We start from the raw sequence: 17418 nt of genomic DNA, 5'->3' as shown, positions 1-17418 counted from the left end.
ACCCCGTGATCGACAACGACGCCGTACGTGAAACCGCAATCGTCACCGGCGCCAGCCGGGGCATTGGAGCAGCCGTAGCGCTTGCTGCCGCCCGGAAAGGGTACGGCGTCGTCGTCAACTACTCCTCGGACGCCCCCGGCGCCGATGACGTTGTGGGGAAGATCCTCGCCGAAGGGGGTCAGGCGATGGCCGTGCAGGCCGACGTCAGCCAGCCCGCCGACGTCGGGCGTTTGTTCGACGCGGCCGCCGCATGGGGTCCCGTAACAGCGGTCATCAACAACGCGGCCATCACGGGCAACCTGATTGGAACACTGGCGGAGGTCCCTGCCGCGATAGTGCAGCGCGTCATGGACGTGAACGTCTCCGGCATGATCTTCATGTGCCAGGAAGCTGTCCGCAGACTCTCTACCGACCACGGCGGTCCGGGTGGTTCCGTCATCAACATTTCATCGACAGCAACAAAGGCCGGTTCCCCCGGCACCTGGGTTCACTACGCGGCGTCGAAAGGTGCCGTGGACGTTCTGACGGTTGGCCTGGCAGCGGAAGTGGCCAAGCAGGGCATTCGCGTCAATGCCGTCGCTCCCGGCAGCACGAACACCGGACTCCACGCAGCTGCAGGAATGCCCGACCGCGTGGAGAGGCTCAATCCAACCATTCCCATGGGCCGGGGCGCTGAACCTGAAGAGGTGGCCGCGGCTGTGATGTGGTTAATGTCCGGCGAGGCCGGCTACATTACTGGGGCAGTCCTCCCAGTATCCGGCGGCCGCTAGAGCTGGCTTTTCCCGGAGCCTTTGGCTTCCTTGGCGCCGGCTTTCGCGTGGGCCTCGGCCTCATGCCGGAGCAAGGATATGGCGGATTCGAAGTCTTCGAGCGACTCGAATGCCTGATAGACGCTGGCGAACCGCAGGTACGCCACCTCATCCAGTTTCCGCAGTGGACCGAGAATGGCCAGGCCTACTTCGTGGGCGTCGATTTCGGCGGCACCCGAGGAGCGGATGTTCTCCTCGACTTCCTGCGCCAGCATGGCGAGATCGTCTTCGGTGACAGGGCGGCCCTGGCACGCTTTGCGGACGCCGCTGATGACTTTGATGCGGCTGAACGGCTCCCCGACTCCTGAACGCTTGATGACGGACAGGCTGGTGGTTTCCACCGTGGTGAAGCGTCGCCCGCATTCAGGGCATTGCCGGCGGCGCCGGATGGAAGTTCCGTCGTCAGCCATGCGGCTGTCGACGACGCGCGAGTCAGGATTCCGGCAGAACGGACAGTACACGCTGGGCCTCCCTGATCAGCTCCGGCCCACGTCCGACCGGCAGGTGCCGGAAACGCAAAGGTGCCGGAAGATTCTCTTCCGGCACCAGTTTACGTTCGATGACACCCTAATGACAAGCTTGTAATTACTACATGTAGTGGTGTTGACCCGTACATGTTGTGGTCAGGTCGCCCCGGGCACCTGCGGTCTTCGACGTCAGCTTCGACCGCTGAAGCGGATCCTGACCGCATCCCCATGGCCCGGAAGATCCTCCGCGCAGGCCAAACTCACGATGTGGCCACTGACCTGCTCCAGAGCCGCACGGCTGTAGTTGATGACCTGCACTGCGCGCAGGAAGGTGGTGACGTTCAGCCCCGAGGAGAAGGCAGCCGTACCGCTCGTGGGCAGGACGTGATTGGACCCGGCACAATAGTCGCCGAGGCTCACAGGGCTGTAGTCCCCCACGAAAATGGCGCCCGCGTTGCGGATCCGCGCCGCCACGGCCGGTGCATCCGCCGTCATGATTTCAAGGTGCTCAGCGGCATAGGCGTTGCACACCGCAATCCCCTGTTCCAGGTCATCCACCAGCACTACACCCGATTGTGGACCGGAAAGTGCCTCAAGGACACGTGCGCTGTGCTTCGTGGCCGCTGCCTGCCGTGCCAATTCACCCACGACGGCGTCCGCCAGGTCTGCGGAGTCCGTCACCAGGACAGAGGCGGCTTTGGGATCGTGCTCGGCCTGGCTGATGAGGTCGGCAGCCACCAGCGCGGGGTGGGCAGTGGAATCGGCCAGGATAGCGATCTCGGTAGTTCCTGCCTCGGAGTCGATGCCAACGACTCCCTTCACCAGCCTCTTGGCAGTGGCGACGAAGATATTGCCGGGCCCCGTGACGAGATCCACGGGCTCGATGGGAGGTACGCCCTCCGAACCGGGGATGCCGTAGGCAAACGAAATGACTGCCTGGGCACCGCCAATTGCATAGACCTCATCGATTCCCAGCAGCGCTGCCGCGGCAAGGATGGTGGGGTGCGGGAGTCCACCGAAGTCCTTTTGGGGCGGCGACGCCAGGGCGATGGATTCGACACCTGCAGCAACGGCGGGAACAACGTTCATGATCACCGAGGATGCCAGGGGCGCCAGACCACCGGGGACATACAACCCAACACGGCCCACGGGAATCCAGTTCTGGCTGACAACCGCGCCATCAGCCAAAGCGACGTCAACATTGGCTGGACGCTGCTGGTCGGCGAATTGCCTTGCCCGGCTGATCGACTCTTCCAGCGCGGCGCGGACAGTCGGATCAATGTCGGCCAGGGCCTTGGCAAGTGCCTCCGCCGGTACACGCGGGTGGGACTGTTCAACGCCGTCGAAATTCCTTGCAAGTTCCGCCAGAGCGGCAAAACCGCGGCTGCGGACGGCTCCCATGATGTCCAGGACCTTCTGCTCCGCGTCCGCCATCGTCTGATGCTTCGCCCTGGGTACCGCAGCGCGCAGCTCAGCCAGTGAGAGGTGGCGGCCGCGGAAATCGATACTGCGGAAATTCAAGGAGGCAGCGGCAGGGGCGGAAGTATCCGAAGAAGTGGTCACCCGGCTATTTTACGGGCTTCCTGGAAAGAACCCCGAACAGCGCAAGTACGAACGTCACGAAGGCGACAGCACCGGGCCACAGGAAGAGGACGGCGTAGGAACGAAGGGTGAAACCGTAGTCCGCGCCCAGGGAAGGGTCCGGAGCGGGGCCCCATAGCTGCGCCGCAACCAAGCCAACCACCCAGGCAATCGCTGCGCCGGCAGCGCCCCCTGCCAGCGCCAACGCCAACCGCCTGCCGGCCCCGCTCCCCTGGAGCTTTCCGTCGAGAATGAGGCCCGTGACACACCCGGCCACCAGCATCAGCCCGGCAAGGACCAGGTCGCGCGGCAACCACGAATCAGGGCTGGCAGGATTTGCCAGTTCGGGGTTGCCCGATACCAGGTTTCCCCCGCCCGGCGCCAGGATCCACCAGAGAACGCCTACGGCTACCCCCGCCGCCGCAGGTAGGACAAGCCACAGGGCGTCCCGCGAACGCCAGGGAGTTGCGGCGTCGGGTTGGGTTTCCGCGGGAACGTGCACAGTGGGCTGAGTCATGGAACTCACATTAACAAAGGTTCACGTGTGCTCATTAAAATGGGGAGGTGGGGCACAGGGAGGAATACCCTGAGAGAAAGACGCCCCCAACCCCAGTTCCAGGAGATTCATCAACGTGGCAAGCGAACTATCCGGCTTCGAAAAGACGTTCAGGGAAATGTTTCGCCGCCATGCCGCCGGGGTGGCCATCATCACAGCAAACCTGAATGGCAAGCCCTTCGGCTTCACCGCCACCTCCGTTGCGTCCCTGTCCGCCGAACCGCCGCGTTTCACCTTCAACATGGCCCGAAGCTCAAGCTCCTGGCCGGCCATTGCCAATGCCAGCTACATTGGCGTGCACATGCTCGGACTGGAGAACCAGGCGCTGGCAGATCGTTTCGCCAAGACGCGGGACCGCTTCGAGGGAGACCACTGGGAGCCAGGTCCGTACGAAGTCCCCATTCTCAAGGACGTCGCAGGTTGGCTGGTGGGAAAGATCCAAATGCGGTTGTCGTTTGAGAACAACGCCGTTGTGGTCGTGGAGGTCGTGGACGGCCAGGTGGGCGACGACGGCGCTCCCCTGCTCTATCACGGTGGCGGCTACAGCCAGCCGAGGCCGCTGGACTACGAAATCTAGCCTCCTCCACGATTCCGGCCATCCAGTGCGCTAATTATCCAGGCAGGCCGGACCCAACAGGACTTTCAGGTCGCCAAAGAGCGATGGGCTGGGGTTGACTCGCATATGCACGGGAAGCCCCATGACCTCAACCTTGGTGTCCCCCATGAGCTTGAGCCGGACCTCTGAGTTGCCCCGATGTGTCCGCAGCACATCCCGAAGGTCAGTAACCACCGCCTCGGTGGCCTTGAACGTCGGAATCGTGATCACCACCGGTCCGTTCACGCTCTCACTGAGGTCCGGCACCGAGAGTTCCATGCAGTTCAGCGTCACGGCGCCATCGTCCCTGCGCTGCAGGCGCCCCTTGACCACCACGATCAGGTCTTCAGCCAGGACGGAGGCGATCGGACCGTACACCTGGCCGAAGAACATGACCTCCATGGAGCCGCCCAGGTCTTCAATCTCGGCACGGGCGTAGGCGTTGCCACTGGCTTTGGCGATCCTGCGGCTCAACGAGGTGATCATGCCCGCGATGGTGACTATCGCGCCGTCGTGCGGTCCGTCCTCGGCGATGATAGAGGTAATGGACTGCTCCGCATGCTGGCTGAGGACGCCTTCCAAGCCCTGCAAGGGGTGATCCGAAACATAGAGACCGAGCATGTCGCGCTCGAAGGACAGCTTGTCCTTCTTCTCCCATTCGGGAAGGTCCGGAATTTCCGTAGTCAGCGAAGCTTCAGGTTCCTGGTCCTCGAAGCCGGCGAAGAGGTCAAACTGGCCGATTGCCTCATTGCGCTTGAGGGTGATGACGGAGTCGATGGCTTCTTCGTGGATCATGGCCAAAGCACGGCGATGGTGTCCAAGCGAGTCGAAGGCACCGGCCTTGATCAAGGATTCGATCGTGCGCTTGTTGCAGACAACGGCAGGCACCTTCATCAGGAAGTCCTTGAACGATGTGTAGCTGCCCTCCGTGGCCCGCGCAGAGACCATGGCTTCCACCACGTTCACGCCGACGTTTCGGATGGCCCCCATGCCGAAGCGGATGTCCGTTCCCACAGGGGTGAAGTTCAACGAGGATTCATTGACGTCCGGCGGAAGAACGGTAATGCCCATCCGGCGGCACTCGTTGAGATAGATCGCAGACTTGTCCTTGTCATCACCGACGGACGTCAGCAGGGCAGCCATGTACTCGGGCGCATAATGTGCCTTCAAGTAGGCAGTCCAGTAAGAAATGACCCCATAAGCGGCCGAGTGCGCTTTATTGAAGGCGTAGTCGGAGAACGGAAGCAGAATGTCCCAGAGCGTCTTGACGGCGGCCATGGAGTAGCCGTTGTCCTGCATGCCTTGGGAGAAGCCGGCGAACTGCTTGTCCAGCTCCGACTTCTTCTTCTTGCCCATGGCACGGCGCAGGATGTCGGCTTGGCCCAGCGAGTAGCCGGCAAGCTTCTGCGCCACCGCCATAACCTGTTCCTGGTACACGATCAGGCCGAATGTCCCACCCAGGATTTCCTTGAGCGGTTCTTCCAACTCCGGGTGGATGGGAATTACTTCCTGGATCCCGTTTTTACGCAGGGCGTAGTCGGTGTGGGCGTTGGCGCCCATGGGTCCAGGCCGGTACAGCGCAAGGACAGCGGAGATGTCTTCGAAGTTGTCAGGCTTCATGAGTTTGAGCAGGGACCGCATGGGCCCGCCGTCGAGCTGGAACACGCCCAAGGTGTCACCGCGCGCCAGGAGCTCGTAGGAGGCGGCGTCATCCAGTGCGAGGTTTTCCAGGTCCAGGTCGACACCGCGGTTCATCTTGATGTTTTCCAGGGCGTCGGAAATGATCGTGAGGTTCCGGAGGCCCAGGAAGTCCATCTTGATCAGGCCGAGGCCCTCGGACGTTGGGTAATCGAACTGGGTAATAACCTGGCCGTCCTGGAAACGGCGCATGATCGGAATGACATCGATGATGGGGTCCGAGGACATGATGACTCCGGCGGCATGGACACCCCATTGGCGTTTCAGGCCCTCAATGCCCAGCGCAGTCTCAAAGACCTTGGCAGCCTCGGGGTCCGTGGCGATCAGCTGGCGGAAATCTCCTGCTTCGCTGTAGCGCTTGGACTCCGGGTTCTGGATGTCGGCCAGTGGGATGTCCTTGGCCATGACGGCCGGCGGCAGGGCCTTGGTCAACTGCTCGCCCATGCTGAACGGGTAGCCAAGCACACGGGAGGAGTCCTTGAGCGCCTGCTTGGTCTTGATGGTTCCATACGTGACGATCATCGCCACGCGCTCGTCGCCGTACTTCTTCGTGACGTAGTCGATCACCTCGGAGCGGCGGCGATCATCGAAGTCGACGTCGAAGTCAGGCATCGAGACACGGTCCGGGTTGAGGAAGCGCTCGAAGATCAGGCCGTGCTGGAGCGGATCAAGGTCGGTAATACGCATGGCGTAGGCCACCATGGAGCCTGCACCGGAACCACGCCCCGGACCAACGCGGATCCCGTTGTTCTTGGCCCAGTTGATGAAGTCGGCCACCACGAGGAAGTACCCGGGGAAGCCCATCGAGGTGATGACCCCGAGTTCGTAGTCAGCCTGCTTGCGCACCTTGTCCGGCACGCCCTGCGGATAGCGGTAGGCCAGCCCCTTGTCCACTTCCTTGACCAGCCAGGAGGTTTCGTCCTCGCCCGGCGGGCAAGGAAAGCGCGGCATGTAGTTGGCGTCGGTGTTGAAGGACACCTCGCAACGTTCGGCAATGAGCAGCGTGTTATCGCAGGCATCCGGGTGATCACGGAAAAGCTCACGCATTTCCTGCGGGGATTTCAGGTAGTAGCCGCTGCCGGAGAAGGCAAACCTGGATCCGCCGTTGTCGTACGTGGGCTCAAGAAGCGTGGAACCGGACTGAATGGCCAGCAGTGCCTCGTGCGCCTTCGCATCGTGCTCGTGCGTGTAGTGGAGGTCGTTCGTGGCCACCAGGGGAAGGTTCAGGTCCTTGGCCAGGCGCAGGAGGTCCCCGGTGACGCGGCGTTCAATGTCCAGGCCATGGTCCATCAGCTCGCAGAAATAGTTCTCCGCGCCAAAGATGTCCCTGAACTCTGCCGCGGCCTCCAGCGCCTCGCGGTACTGGCCAAGCCGAAGGCGGGTCTGGACTTCGCCGGACGGGCATCCGGTAGTGGCAATAAGCCCCTCGGAGTACGTATTGAGCAATTCCCGGTCCAGGCGGGGCCACTTGCCAAAGACGGAATCCAATGAAGCAATGGACGAAGCCCGGAACAGGTTCCGCATGCCAACGTTGTTGTAGCTCAGAAGCGTCATGTGGGTGTAGGAACCACCACCGGAGACGTCGTCCTTGCGCTGGCTCTCATCCCCCCACCGGACACGTTCTTTGTCCCCCCGGGCCGTACCAGGGGTTACGTAGGCTTCTACACCGATGATCGGCTTGATGCCCTTGTCGGTGGCCTTGCGCCAAAAATCGAAGGCACCAAAGAGGTAGCCGTGATCAGTGGTGGCCAGGGCGGGCATCCCCAGGCGTTCGGTTTCATCGAACAGCTCACCCAGTCGGGCCGCTCCATCCAGCATGGAGTATTCGGTGTGGGTGTGCAGGTGGACGAACGAATCATTGCTGGAAGTCACCACGACAGTCTACCGTCCCGCCCCCGACAAAATGCGGAGCCCTTGGACCGGGCCGGCCCGGAACGGATGCCTAGGCTGAGCCCGTGGCCAGCAGGTCCAAGGCGTACTGAAGGTCCGCCGGGTAGTCGCTGGTGACTTCCACCCACTCGCCGGTCCGCGGGTGTGTGAAACCCAGTTGCCGGGCATGAAGCCACTGCCGGGTCAGTCCCAGGTTTGCTGCGAGACGGGGATCAGCACCATAGGTGAGATCGCCGGCGCAAGGGTGCCGCAATGCCGAGAAGTGGACCCTGATCTGGTGCGTGCGGCCGGTTTCCAGGTGCACCTCCACCAACGTAGCTTTACCAAAGGCTTCCAGGACCTCGTAGTGCGTCACTGAGGGCCGGCCGTCTTCGATCACCGCGAAGCGCCAGTCGTGGCCGGGGTGGCGGCCGATCGGGGCATCAATAGTGCCCTCCAGCGGATCCGGAAGTCCTTGGACAACCGCGTGGTAGACCTTGTCCACCGTGCGTTCCTTGAAAGCCCTCTTGAGGACCGTGTAGGCATGCTCGGTCTTGGCCACGACCATCACGCCGGAAGTGCCGACGTCGAGCCTGTGGACGATGCCCGCACGCTCGGGTGCTCCCGACGTCGAAATCCGGTAGCCCGCTCCAGCCAGGCCTCCGACCACCGTGGGCCCCACCCAACCAGGCGATGGATGCGCCGCCACTCCCACGGGTTTGTCGATGACAACGAATTCCTCGTCATCCAGCAGGATCTTCAGGCCTTCCACAACTTCCTCCACGACTTCCAAGGGATCCGGCCGCTCGGGAACCGTGACGTCCAGCACCGCGCCCGCAATGAGCTTTGCTGACTTGCCGAGAGCCGCACCGCCGCTGGTGACGTTTCCTTCGGCGATAAGCAGCGCCGCAGCAGAACGCGAAATGTCCAGCAACCTTGCAAGGCCGGCGTCAGCCCGCGCTCCTGCAAGGTCCTCAGGTACTACAACCGATTCACTCACCGACAGTCTCCCCGCTGGAGCCCGGAGCCGGCTTGGCTGGCTTCGCTGACTTCGGTGCGGCCACTTGCCGGGTGCCATCCATGCCCACCCCGCGCAGGGTCAGCAGGCAAATGATGACAACGCCCGACACCACAGCGGAGTCGGCGATGTTGAAGATCGCAAAGTTTGGTACCTGGATGAAATCCACTACATGGCCCATGGCGAAGGACGGTTCACGGAACAAGCGGTCGGTCAGGTTTCCCAATGCACCGCCAAGCAGCAGCCCAAGCGACAATGCCCACCAGGCGGAGCCGAGCCGTCGCAACTGCAAAAGGATGGCTACAGACACCCCGGCCATGACGATCGTGAAGATCCAAGTGACGTTCTCACCGATGGAAAAAGCTGCCCCTGAATTCCGGATGTAGTACCAGTGCAGCAGTGGTGGCAGCACTGGAATGCGCTCACCTTCTGTCATGGTGCTGGTCACCCAGAGCTTGGTGAGCTGGTCAAAGACATAGGCAAAAACCGCAAAGCCGGCAAAGAGCCAGAGCATTGCAGGACGCCATTTCCGGACGGGAAGTTCCGGCCGGGATGCGTCGTCGGTGAGGTCGTCGGTCATAGTGCTTTCGTTCGTGGAGCGTTGGGGCTGCTGTCAGGGTGTTAACAGCAAAAGCCGGTGGCAGAGGAGACCCCAGCCACCGGCTTTCAGAATACTTGCTAAACGTCAGCGGTTGCTTCGCCGACCTCAGGGGCAGCGACGGAACCACGGGCGTCGAGGTCGCGCAGCTGGCCCTCGATGTATGCCTTCAGGCGTGAGCGGTAGTCACGTTCGAAACCACGGAGCTGTTCAACCTTGCGCTCCAGGACCGAACGCTGTTGCTCAAGGGCACCAAGGATCTTACGGGACTTCTCCTGGGCGTCGTTGACCAGGCTGGAAGCCTCGATCTGCGCCTCAGCGATAATCTTTTCCTTCTGCTGCGCACCGTCGGCAACGTGCTTGTCGTGCATCTGCTGCGCCATGGCCAGCAGGCCTGCAGCGGACTCAGCGGTAGGCGTAACACCGTTGCTGGGAGCCGGTGCCTTGGCTGCGGCAGCCGCAGCGGCCTGCTCGGCTTCCTTCTTCTTGGCAGCCTCAGCAGCCTTCGCTTCGGCTTCCGCCTTGGCCTCGGCTTCCTTGTCCACCTTGGCCGGGGCAGGAACCTTCTCGACGACCGGAGCCGCAGCAGTTGCCGCGGGCACAGCCGAGCCAGCTTCGCCGAGCTTCTTGCGAAGTTCGTCGTTCTCCTGGTTCAGGCGGCGCAGCTCAACCACGATCTCGTCGAGGAAGTCATCTACCTCGTCCTGGTCGTAGCCTTCGCGGAACTTGGTCGGCTGAAAGCGCTTGTTGACAACGTCTTCTGGCGTCAAAGCCATCTGGTCACCTCGTTGGTCTAGTTAGTCAGTAGGCCTTCCGGCCGTTCAAAACTACGGTACCTAAATATCATCTGGTTCCTCCAATTCAACACCATCGTGTTGAATTGGAGAATTTGCGGCCTTCAGACCCATCGCGAGCCCCCGGTTCCGCGGTACAGCATCACTGCGCAGCTACGCCAGGCTACTGCTCACCGCCATGGCAATGCTCACGGCGATAATCAGGATCAGGAAGCCCAGGTCCAGGGAGATTCCACCCAGCTGCAGTGGAGGTATCAACCTGCGAAGCCTCCTCAGTGGCGGGTCTGTCACCGAGTAGACAACATGGGCTGTTACCAACGCCACACCGCGGGGACGCCATTGACGGGCGAACATCTGAACCCATTCGAAGATCAGCCTGATGATAAGGGCAATGAAAAACAGCAACAACACAATATAGATAAGGCCGAAAACAATGCCCACGAGTTAGCTCAGATCTCCCACTTGTTCCGGAATGCCGATCGGTCCTTACTATTGCAACACAGATGCCAGGCAGGTTGACCCGCCTGGCATCATCGTAGCGATCGTTCTTAGCTCTGGTTGAAGAAGCTGGCCTGCGTTTCGCTGGCCTTCTTGTCGTCCCCGATGACTTCAACATACGACGGCGACAACAGGAAGACCTTGTTGGTCACCCTCTCGATGCTGCCATGGAGGCCAAAGACCAAACCGGCCGAGAAATCCACCAAACGCTTGGCATCTGCCTCGCCCATATCGGTGACGTTCATGATCACGGGAATGCCATCCCGGAAGCTTTCGCCAATAATCTTGGCGTCGTTATAGGAACGCGGATGGACTGTGGTGATCTGCCTCAAACCCGAGGCATCTTCGCGGCTCGACGCCGCACGCTTAATGGGTGTCACGGGTGCGCGGTATTCCTCTTCGGCGTCAACAGTGGGCATTTCACGGACAACTTCCCGGACGGGTGCAGGCGCTCGGCGCTCTTCCCGGTCCTGTGCCTGGGGGCGTTCTTCGTCGTGGTGCGCGACGGCCTGCTCAGATTCGTAGTGTTCATCGCCGTCGGCGAGCCCAAGATAGATCATTGTCTTGCGCAGAGCGCCAGCCATGGTGCACTCCTATCGTTTCTGCAGTAGGCGGGCCGCCATGACTTGACATATTGGAACCCCGGCCCGTCATTCCAATACTTTGACGCTACCCCACGGCCGGACGCGAACCGAGAATATCGGAGCCAATTCTCAGGTGTGTCGCCCCAAACTTGATAGCGGCCTCAAGGTCCTGGCTCATCCCCGCTGATATCCCTGAAGCAGCCGGATGATTGGTCCTAAGTTCTGCGGAAACACCCGCAAGCCGCTCAAAGGCCGCTTCAGGATCTGCACCCAGCGGGGCCACAGCCATCACCCCGGCGAGCCACAGTCCTGGCGCAGAAGCGATCATTGCCGCCAGGGATTCCACTTCCGTGGGCCGCGCCCCACCACGGTGCGCCCCGGCGTCGTCATCCAAACTGACTTGGATGTAGCACTCAAGGTCATTCCGCCCTGTGGCGTCCCGTTCCCGGGCGACTGCCTTTTCAAGTGCCTCAATCACCTGGGGACGATCCACAGACTGCACCGAGTAGGCGTATTTAGCCACTGATTTCGCTTTTTTGCTCTGCAATTGGCCAATGAAATGCCATCGAACGTCCAGGTCCGTGAGTTCGGCGCTTTTGCCTGCAGCCTCCTGGTCCCGGTTCTCGCCGAAATCCCGGACACCCAGCGTGGATAGTCGCCGGACATCAGCTGCCGGGTGGAACTTGGTCACGACGATCAGCCCTGGCAGATCCACGCGTCCCGCCGCAGCCGTCGCCGCCGAAATCCGCGTCTGAACAATCTCAAGCCGCCGGGCGAGTTCAGTGGTGCGGGCATCAGAACCTGCAACGCCGGACACCGCGTTATCTTGCCCAAGGCTAGTCATGCGTCCACACCAAACCTGCGAATCGCCCGGTACGGGGATCCCGCCGGTAGGAATAAAGGGAGTCATTTTCCAGGGTGCATTCCCCTGAGTACTCAACGGTGACGCCTTCTTCGGCCAGCTGGGCGCGAACACCGGCGGGAAGGTCCAAAGCCGGCGTTCCCCACGATGTGCTCGACCAGGCGGCAGGTGCCACCCTGGCAACTTCTTCGCGAAGCTGCTCGGGAACCTCATAGCAGGAGCCGCAAATAGAGGGCCCCAGCCAGGCACTGATGTTCAGGGCACCGAGCATGCGCATCTCGTTGACGGTTGCCGGGACAACAGCGGAGGCTACGCCCGGCCGGCCTGCATGCGCAACAGCGATGACGGGACCGCGATCGCCTGCATCTCCAATGAGGACCACAGGAACACAGTCAGCCACCATGACCGACAATGGCTGGGCAGCCTGGCCAGCCGAAGGCACTGAGACCATTGCATCCGCGGTGGGACCGGGACCATAGCTCGAGATAAGCGCGACCTCATTGCCATGGACCTGGTCCATGTACTGAAAGCTACGGTTGCCCAGGCTTGCGGCATCGTCCAACCGGGAACGACGCGCACTCACATCCCCGGGGTTGTCCCCCACATGGAGGGCCAGGTTCCCGGCGCCTGTGTCCGTGAAGGCAACAGAAACGCCGGGCCGTACTTCATTGCGCCACCAAAACACGGGATATCGACTCTCGAAGCCCGCTTACTTCAGGAAATCGGGAACGTCGAGGTCATCCGAGCGGCTACCCGACAGGTCCGGCTCCACTACGGCCGGAAGGTCGACGTCGAAGCCGGAGTCCGCGGGGAGCGCCGACGGACGCTGCTGGCCCCAGTTGCTCAGGCCTGCGGCGCCGATGCCTGCAGTTGCATGCTGCGGCGCGTTTGCGTTGGAGGGAGCGGTACTCGGTGCAGCAGGACGCTCGGCGGGCACGGGGTTCTGCGCGGGACGCGACTGGTCCATGGACGGAGAGGTTGCCTTGACATCGTCGAACCCGGCGGCAATGACGGTGACGCGGGCTTCGTCGCCGAGGGCGTCGTCGATGACCGCACCGAAGATGATGTTCGCTTCCGGGTGCGCGACTTCCTGCACCAGGCGGGCTGCCTCGTTGATTTCGAACAGGCCGAGGTCTGAACCACCCTGGATGGACAGCAGCACGCCATGCGCGCCATCAATGGAGGCTTCCAGGAGTGGCGAGGCAATGGCCAGCTCGGCAGCTTTCACCGCGCGGTCTTCGCCACGTGCGGATCCGATACCCATGAGCGCGGAGCCCGCACCCTGCATGACAGATTTGACGTCGGCGAAGTCGAGGTTGATGAGGCCCGGGGTGGTGATGAGGTCCGTAATGCCCTGGACACCGGAGAGCAGTACCTGGTCAGCTGAGCGGAAAGCGTCCAGGACGGAGACGTTGCGATCGCTGATGGACAGGAGTCGGTCGTTGGGGATCACGATCAGGGTGTCAACTTCGTCACGCAGGGCATCGATACCTGCTTCGGCGGAGCCCGCACGACGGCGGCCCTCGAAAGTGAAGGGGCGGGTCACCACGCCAATGGTCAGCGCACCAAGGGAGCGGGCGATGCGCGCGACTACAGGGGCTCCACCAGTTCCGGTGCCACCACCTTCGCCGGCCGTCACGAAGACCATGTCAGCGCCGCGGAGAACTTCTTCGATCTCGTCAGCGTGGTCTTCAGCGGCCTGCTTGCCGACCTCGGGGTTGGCTCCGGCGCCGAGGCCGCGCGTAAGCTCACGACCGACGTCGAGCTTGACGTCGGCATCGCTCATGAGGAGCGCTTGCGCGTCAGTGTTGATGGCAATGAACTCGACGCCCCGGAGGCCGACCTCGATCATGCGGTTGACTGCGTTCACGCCACCGCCGCCGATGCCGACGACCTTGATGACGGCCAAGTAATTCTGCGGTGCTGCCACGTTTCGTGCCCCTTGCTTGTGTCCTATAGCGAAACTGATCGAGTCCAACTTGAATCCTTGGACCTTAACCCTCTAGTTGAAGGTTATAGTTATGTCAAGTAACTCTACTGCGACGGTATTTCCTCCGCTTCGCACATGCAATGACCGCTTGCGCGTGTCGCTTGATTGTCGCGAAATAAGGTCACCGAGGCCCGCAGGTTACGTGCTCAATGCTCTTTATTTGGTGAATGGATGCCGGGGCACGCTGACGTCGTAGACGTTCACGGGGACTTTGGGATCCGGCGGCATCTTCAGCAGTGCCTCAAGTGCCTTCGCCTTCAGTTCCTTGTCCTCGGCATTGCCCCACACTACCGTCTTTCCGTCCACCAGTTTTAGCTGGACGGCATCAGGCGACGCAGCAGATGCCGTGGACATCCTGGCCAGCACATCGGCCGGCAAAGTGTTCAGGACAGCCGCAATCGCTTTAAACAGCCCGGTGTTGGTGGCACCTGCACCGGCGTCGATCAGGGGCAGCGCCACCGCAGACTGATCCTGCGTGGCTCCCAGCTGAACACCATCCACATCCACCATCACAAACGTGTCACCCTGCTTCAACAGGGCCACCGGTACGCGCTCATTGACGTGCACCAGCAATTCCGACGGCGGCCTTGCCTCCACAGTTGCCGAACGTACCTGGACCAAGGGCTTCAGGAGCTCATTGACTTCCTGCCCGCTCACCTGCGGCAGCGGCTTGCCCTCCACGGCTGTCAAGGCCTTCTGCACGTCCTCAGGCGTCAGCAGCTTGGTTCCGTCCACCGTGATGGTCCGGACCGCGAGCACGGGTGAATAGATGGCACCCGTTATGAGCACCGCGACGAAAGCCGTAACGATGGCGAAAGTCCACAGCAGGAGCCGGCGCTTGCGTTTGCCCTTCGGCTCGGGAAAAGCAATGACATTGTCCGGGCTGTTTTTTGGAGAAGGCTCAACTGACCTCTGGGCGCTGATGACGCTTTCCGGGGAACCACCCGCCGGACGGCCCTTATTCTCCCGACCGGAATCTGCCGCGGGCCTGAAGGTTGGCTTGCGGGTGCTAGCCACCCAACGCCTCCACAATCACCGGGCCGTAGGTAGTGACATCTCCGGCTCCCACGGTCAGCACTATGTCACCCTCACAGGCGGCCGCCACAATGGCTTCCACAGCTTCGTCGCCGGAGACCAGTCGTCCCTGGGAGAGCCTGTCAGCAATCAGCGAACTGGTGACACCGGGGATGGGGTCTTCACGGGCAGGGTAGATGTCCAGGACCAACGCCGTGTCCGCAGCATCCAGCGCCGATGCAAACTCCGCAGCGAATTCCCGGGTCCGGGAAAACAAATGCGGCTGGAAGAGAACGTGGACTTTGTTGCCGCCAGCCACGGAGCGGGCTGCGGACAGGGCTGCACGCACTTCAGTTGGGTGGTGGGCGTAGTCGTCGTACACACGCACGCCCCTCCCCTGCCCCTTAAGTTCAAAGCGCCGGGACGCACCGGTGAAGTGTCCAAGTGCCGTAGCTGCCGTCTCTGGCGCTACGCCAAGCTCCAAGGCGACGGCGAATGCGGCTGCGGCGTTCAGGGCGTTGTGCCTTCCGGGGACCTGCAGGTTCAAAGTGTAGCTGGCTCCATCCACCGCTACCGACACATCACCCGGACCGCCATCGCCAAGCCGGATGTCGGCGTCGTGGCTTGTCCCGTACGTCAGCACACGCGTGGTTGCCTTGGCGGCTGTCCGCTCCGCCAACGCGCGGGCGCCGGGGTCGTCCGCACATGCCAGGAGGACTCCGTGGGGCGGCAGGAGCGCTGCGAAGTCATCGAAGGAGGCGAAAACAGCTTCCGCGGTTCCGTAGTGGTCCAGGTGGTCGGCTTCCACGTTGGTGACGACGGCGATGAGGGGACGGTAGTTGAGGAACGAGCCATCGGACTCGTCCGCTTCAGCCACGAAAATGTCCGAGGAACCGTGGGCCGCGTTGACCCCCAGCGCCGGGACGTTCGCGCCAATGGCAAACGACGGATCCAATCCTGCTTCCTTGAGCAGGACCGCAACCATGGACGTGGTGGTCGACTTGCCGTGGGTGCCGGCGATGGTAACAACCCTGTGGCCGCCCATGGTCGCAGCCAATGCCTCGGAACGATGCAGCACGGGCAATCCGGCCTCGCGGGCCGCCGACAACTCAGGATTGTCAGCACGGATTGCGGAGCCGGCAACAACAGTCTGGGCATCACCCAGATTGCCGGAGTCGTATCCCACTGCTATGCGGGCACCTGCTGCAGCCAGGTCATGCATGACCGGAAGGTCCTTGGCGTCAGTACCACTCACAGGAACACCGCGGGCCACCATGATCCGGGCGATGGCAGACATTCCCACCCCGCCGATGCCGATGAAGTGTACTCGTCCAAGGGACTCAAGTGGTGCAATCGCGTGCGTCATGCGGATACCGCTTCCAAGACAAGATCAGCCATGCGCTGATCGGCGTTTCTGATGCCAAGGGCCTCGGACCTGCGGGCCATTTCGTCCAGCCTCCCGCGATCCGATACGAGCGGAATGAGCTCTTCTTTGAGCCATTCCGGGGTGAAATCTTTGTCCTGGACCATCAGCGCTCCGCCGGCCTCCACCAGCGCGGCTGCATTAAGCGCTTGCTCACCATTGCCGATGGGCAGGGGCACGAACACCGCAGGAACCCCTACTGCTGCCACTTCGCTGACCGTTGCGGCTCCGGCACGGGCGAGCAGGATGTCGGCAGCAGCGTAGACATCCTCCATTCCGTCCACGTACTCCACCTGCCGGTACCCATCGGCGGCGAGGGTTCCGCCGTCGTTATCCAGGACTGCCTTGCCGGCACCGGTGATGTGCAGTGTTTGGATCCCCGCAGCTGCCAGCTCGGGCAGGGCGGCAGCCACAGCACGGTTGATGCTCAGGGCTCCGGAGGACCCACCAGTCACGATCAGGGCAGGACGGTCCGGATTGAGGCCCAGCGAAGCCTTGGCACCAGGCGCGGCCCCGGAGCGGTCCAGTCCCGAGATTGCCCGGCTCATGGGCATGCCCACATGGCGGGCGCCGCGAAGGCGCGTACCGGCAAACGCCACGGCAACATGGCGGCTGAACCGTGCACCTACGCGATTTGCGAGCCCAGCCTTCATGTTGGCCTCATGGATCACGATGGGCGTACCGCGCCTGCGGGCTGCCAGATACATGGGAGTGCAAACGTAGCCGCCCACGCCCACCAGGACATCTGCCTGGGCCTCATGGAGGATTCGTTCCGCTTGCTTGACGGCTCCCCGCAACCGTCCCGGAAGCTTCAGGAGATCCAGGGACGGTTTTCGTGGCAACGGGACCCGGTCAATCGTGGCGAGCTTGTACCCGGCCGCTGGGACAAGCCTGGTTTCCAGGCCCGACGGCGTGCCCACAGCCAGGATGGCAGCTTCCGGACGCTTTTCCTTGATTGCGTCCGCGATGGCCAGCAACGGACTGACATGGCCAGCCGTACCACCGCCTGCAAGCACGACGGACAAAGGCTTGGACGCGTGGGAGGAATCTGAAGTCATGAAG

At 62.2% G+C, this 17418-nt stretch carries 17 protein-coding genes; 2 read left to right on the top strand and 15 right to left on the bottom strand.

Features of this window, described 5'->3' with window-relative positions:
- Window positions 1–5: 5 nt before the first annotated feature.
- Window positions 6–770 carry an SDR family oxidoreductase gene (locus tag LDN82_RS08790; protein ID WP_224167065.1) on the top strand — a complete coding sequence of 255 codons (765 nt, stop codon included), beginning with the start codon at window positions 6–8 and terminating at the stop codon, window positions 768–770.
- Here the strand turns inward: LDN82_RS08790 and nrdR are convergent.
- The 3 genes from nrdR to LDN82_RS08775 all read right to left on the bottom strand — a co-directional run bounded on the left by nrdR (window position 767) and on the right by LDN82_RS08775 (window position 3374).
- Entirely contained in the window at window positions 767–1270 is a 504-nt protein-coding gene (nrdR, locus tag LDN82_RS08785) for a transcriptional regulator NrdR (protein WP_224089570.1), read from the bottom strand. The two genes, LDN82_RS08790 and nrdR, sit on opposite strands and share 4 nt — an antisense overlap.
- 195 nt (window positions 1271–1465) lie before the next feature.
- Window positions 1466–2839: a histidinol dehydrogenase gene (gene hisD / locus LDN82_RS08780; protein WP_224167064.1), complete on the bottom strand. Its 1374-nt coding sequence runs from the start codon at window positions 2837–2839 to the stop codon at window positions 1466–1468.
- A gap of 4 nt (window positions 2840–2843) precedes the next feature.
- Window positions 2844–3374, bottom strand: coding sequence for a hypothetical protein (locus LDN82_RS08775; RefSeq protein ID WP_224167063.1), 531 nt, complete (start codon window positions 3372–3374; stop codon window positions 2844–2846).
- A 115-nt stretch (window positions 3375–3489) separates the two neighbouring features.
- On the opposite strand from LDN82_RS08775, the gene LDN82_RS08770 reads away from it, so the two are divergent.
- A complete protein-coding gene (locus LDN82_RS08770; RefSeq protein ID WP_309930603.1) occupies window positions 3490–3990 on the top strand; it encodes a flavin reductase family protein in 501 nt (166 codons plus the stop codon).
- A gap of 30 nt (window positions 3991–4020) precedes the next feature.
- Here the strand turns inward: LDN82_RS08770 and dnaE are convergent, their stop codons facing one another.
- The 12 genes from dnaE to murG form a co-directional block, all read right to left on the bottom strand.
- The gene (gene dnaE / locus LDN82_RS08765; protein ID WP_224167062.1) at window positions 4021–7578 is read right to left on the bottom strand and encodes a DNA polymerase III subunit alpha; all 3558 of its coding nucleotides are present in this window, start codon (window positions 7576–7578) and stop codon (window positions 4021–4023) included.
- 70 nt (window positions 7579–7648) lie between these two features.
- The gene (locus LDN82_RS08760; protein WP_224167061.1) at window positions 7649–8575 is read right to left on the bottom strand and encodes an RluA family pseudouridine synthase; all 927 of its coding nucleotides are present in this window, start codon (window positions 8573–8575) and stop codon (window positions 7649–7651) included.
- Entirely contained in the window at window positions 8568–9173 is a 606-nt protein-coding gene (gene lspA, locus LDN82_RS08755; RefSeq protein WP_224167060.1) for a signal peptidase II, read from the bottom strand. Before lspA ends, LDN82_RS08760 begins: the two co-directional genes overlap by 8 nt.
- A gap of 98 nt (window positions 9174–9271) precedes the next feature.
- Window positions 9272–9967, bottom strand: a complete 696-nt coding sequence (locus LDN82_RS08750; RefSeq protein WP_216922981.1) for a DivIVA domain-containing protein — start codon at window positions 9965–9967, stop codon at window positions 9272–9274.
- A 171-nt stretch (window positions 9968–10138) separates the two neighbouring features.
- Complete coding sequence (locus tag LDN82_RS08745; protein ID WP_223936713.1) at window positions 10139–10426, bottom strand: YggT family protein; 288 nt, start codon at window positions 10424–10426, stop codon at window positions 10139–10141.
- Between the two features lie 107 nt (window positions 10427–10533).
- Entirely contained in the window at window positions 10534–11067 is a 534-nt protein-coding gene (gene sepF / locus LDN82_RS08740; protein ID WP_216922977.1) for a cell division protein SepF, read from the bottom strand.
- An 85-nt stretch (window positions 11068–11152) separates the two neighbouring features.
- Entirely contained in the window at window positions 11153–11911 is a 759-nt protein-coding gene (locus tag LDN82_RS08735; protein ID WP_224167059.1) for a YggS family pyridoxal phosphate-dependent enzyme, read from the bottom strand.
- Window positions 11904–12614 carry a polyphenol oxidase family protein gene (locus tag LDN82_RS08730; RefSeq protein ID WP_224167058.1) on the bottom strand — a complete coding sequence of 237 codons (711 nt, stop codon included), beginning with the start codon at window positions 12612–12614 and terminating at the stop codon, window positions 11904–11906. Before LDN82_RS08730 ends, LDN82_RS08735 begins: the two co-directional genes overlap by 8 nt.
- 24 nt (window positions 12615–12638) lie before the next feature.
- Window positions 12639–13859, bottom strand: a complete 1221-nt coding sequence (ftsZ, locus tag LDN82_RS08725; RefSeq protein WP_216922971.1) for a cell division protein FtsZ — start codon at window positions 13857–13859, stop codon at window positions 12639–12641.
- A 216-nt stretch (window positions 13860–14075) separates the two neighbouring features.
- A complete protein-coding gene (locus LDN82_RS08720) occupies window positions 14076–14936 on the bottom strand; it encodes an FtsQ-type POTRA domain-containing protein (RefSeq protein ID WP_224167057.1) in 861 nt (286 codons plus the stop codon).
- The gene (gene murC, locus LDN82_RS08715) at window positions 14929–16299 is read right to left on the bottom strand and encodes a UDP-N-acetylmuramate--L-alanine ligase (protein ID WP_224167056.1); all 1371 of its coding nucleotides are present in this window, start codon (window positions 16297–16299) and stop codon (window positions 14929–14931) included. The genes LDN82_RS08720 and murC overlap by 8 nt, the downstream gene beginning before the upstream one ends.
- The gene (murG, locus tag LDN82_RS08710; RefSeq protein ID WP_224167055.1) at window positions 16296–17414 is read right to left on the bottom strand and encodes an undecaprenyldiphospho-muramoylpentapeptide beta-N-acetylglucosaminyltransferase; all 1119 of its coding nucleotides are present in this window, start codon (window positions 17412–17414) and stop codon (window positions 16296–16298) included. Before murG ends, murC begins: the two co-directional genes overlap by 4 nt.
- Between the last annotated feature and the right edge of the window lie 4 nt (window positions 17415–17418).

Origin of the sequence: Arthrobacter sp. StoSoilA2, from assembly GCF_019977195.1 — a bacterium.
GTDB lineage: Bacteria > Actinomycetota > Actinomycetes > Actinomycetales > Micrococcaceae > Arthrobacter.
This window is presented reverse-complemented; position numbering and strand designations above follow the sequence as displayed.

Coding starts and splice junctions, on each gene's coding strand:
- LDN82_RS08750 (WP_216922981.1), bottom strand. CDS start 9,967: ATGGCTTTGACGCCAGAAGACGTTGTCAACAAGCGCTTTCAGCCGACC.
- murC (WP_224167056.1), bottom strand. CDS start 16,299: ATGACGCACGCGATTGCACCACTTGAGTCCCTTGGACGAGTACACTTC.
- LDN82_RS08735 (WP_224167059.1), bottom strand. CDS start 11,911: ATGACTAGCCTTGGGCAAGATAACGCGGTGTCCGGCGTTGCAGGTTCT.
- sepF (WP_216922977.1), bottom strand. CDS start 11,067: ATGGCTGGCGCTCTGCGCAAGACAATGATCTATCTTGGGCTCGCCGAC.
- murG (WP_224167055.1), bottom strand. CDS start 17,414: ATGACTTCAGATTCCTCCCACGCGTCCAAGCCTTTGTCCGTCGTGCTT.
- LDN82_RS08775 (WP_224167063.1), bottom strand. CDS start 3,374: ATGACTCAGCCCACTGTGCACGTTCCCGCGGAAACCCAACCCGACGCC.
- lspA (WP_224167060.1), bottom strand. CDS start 9,173: ATGACCGACGACCTCACCGACGACGCATCCCGGCCGGAACTTCCCGTC.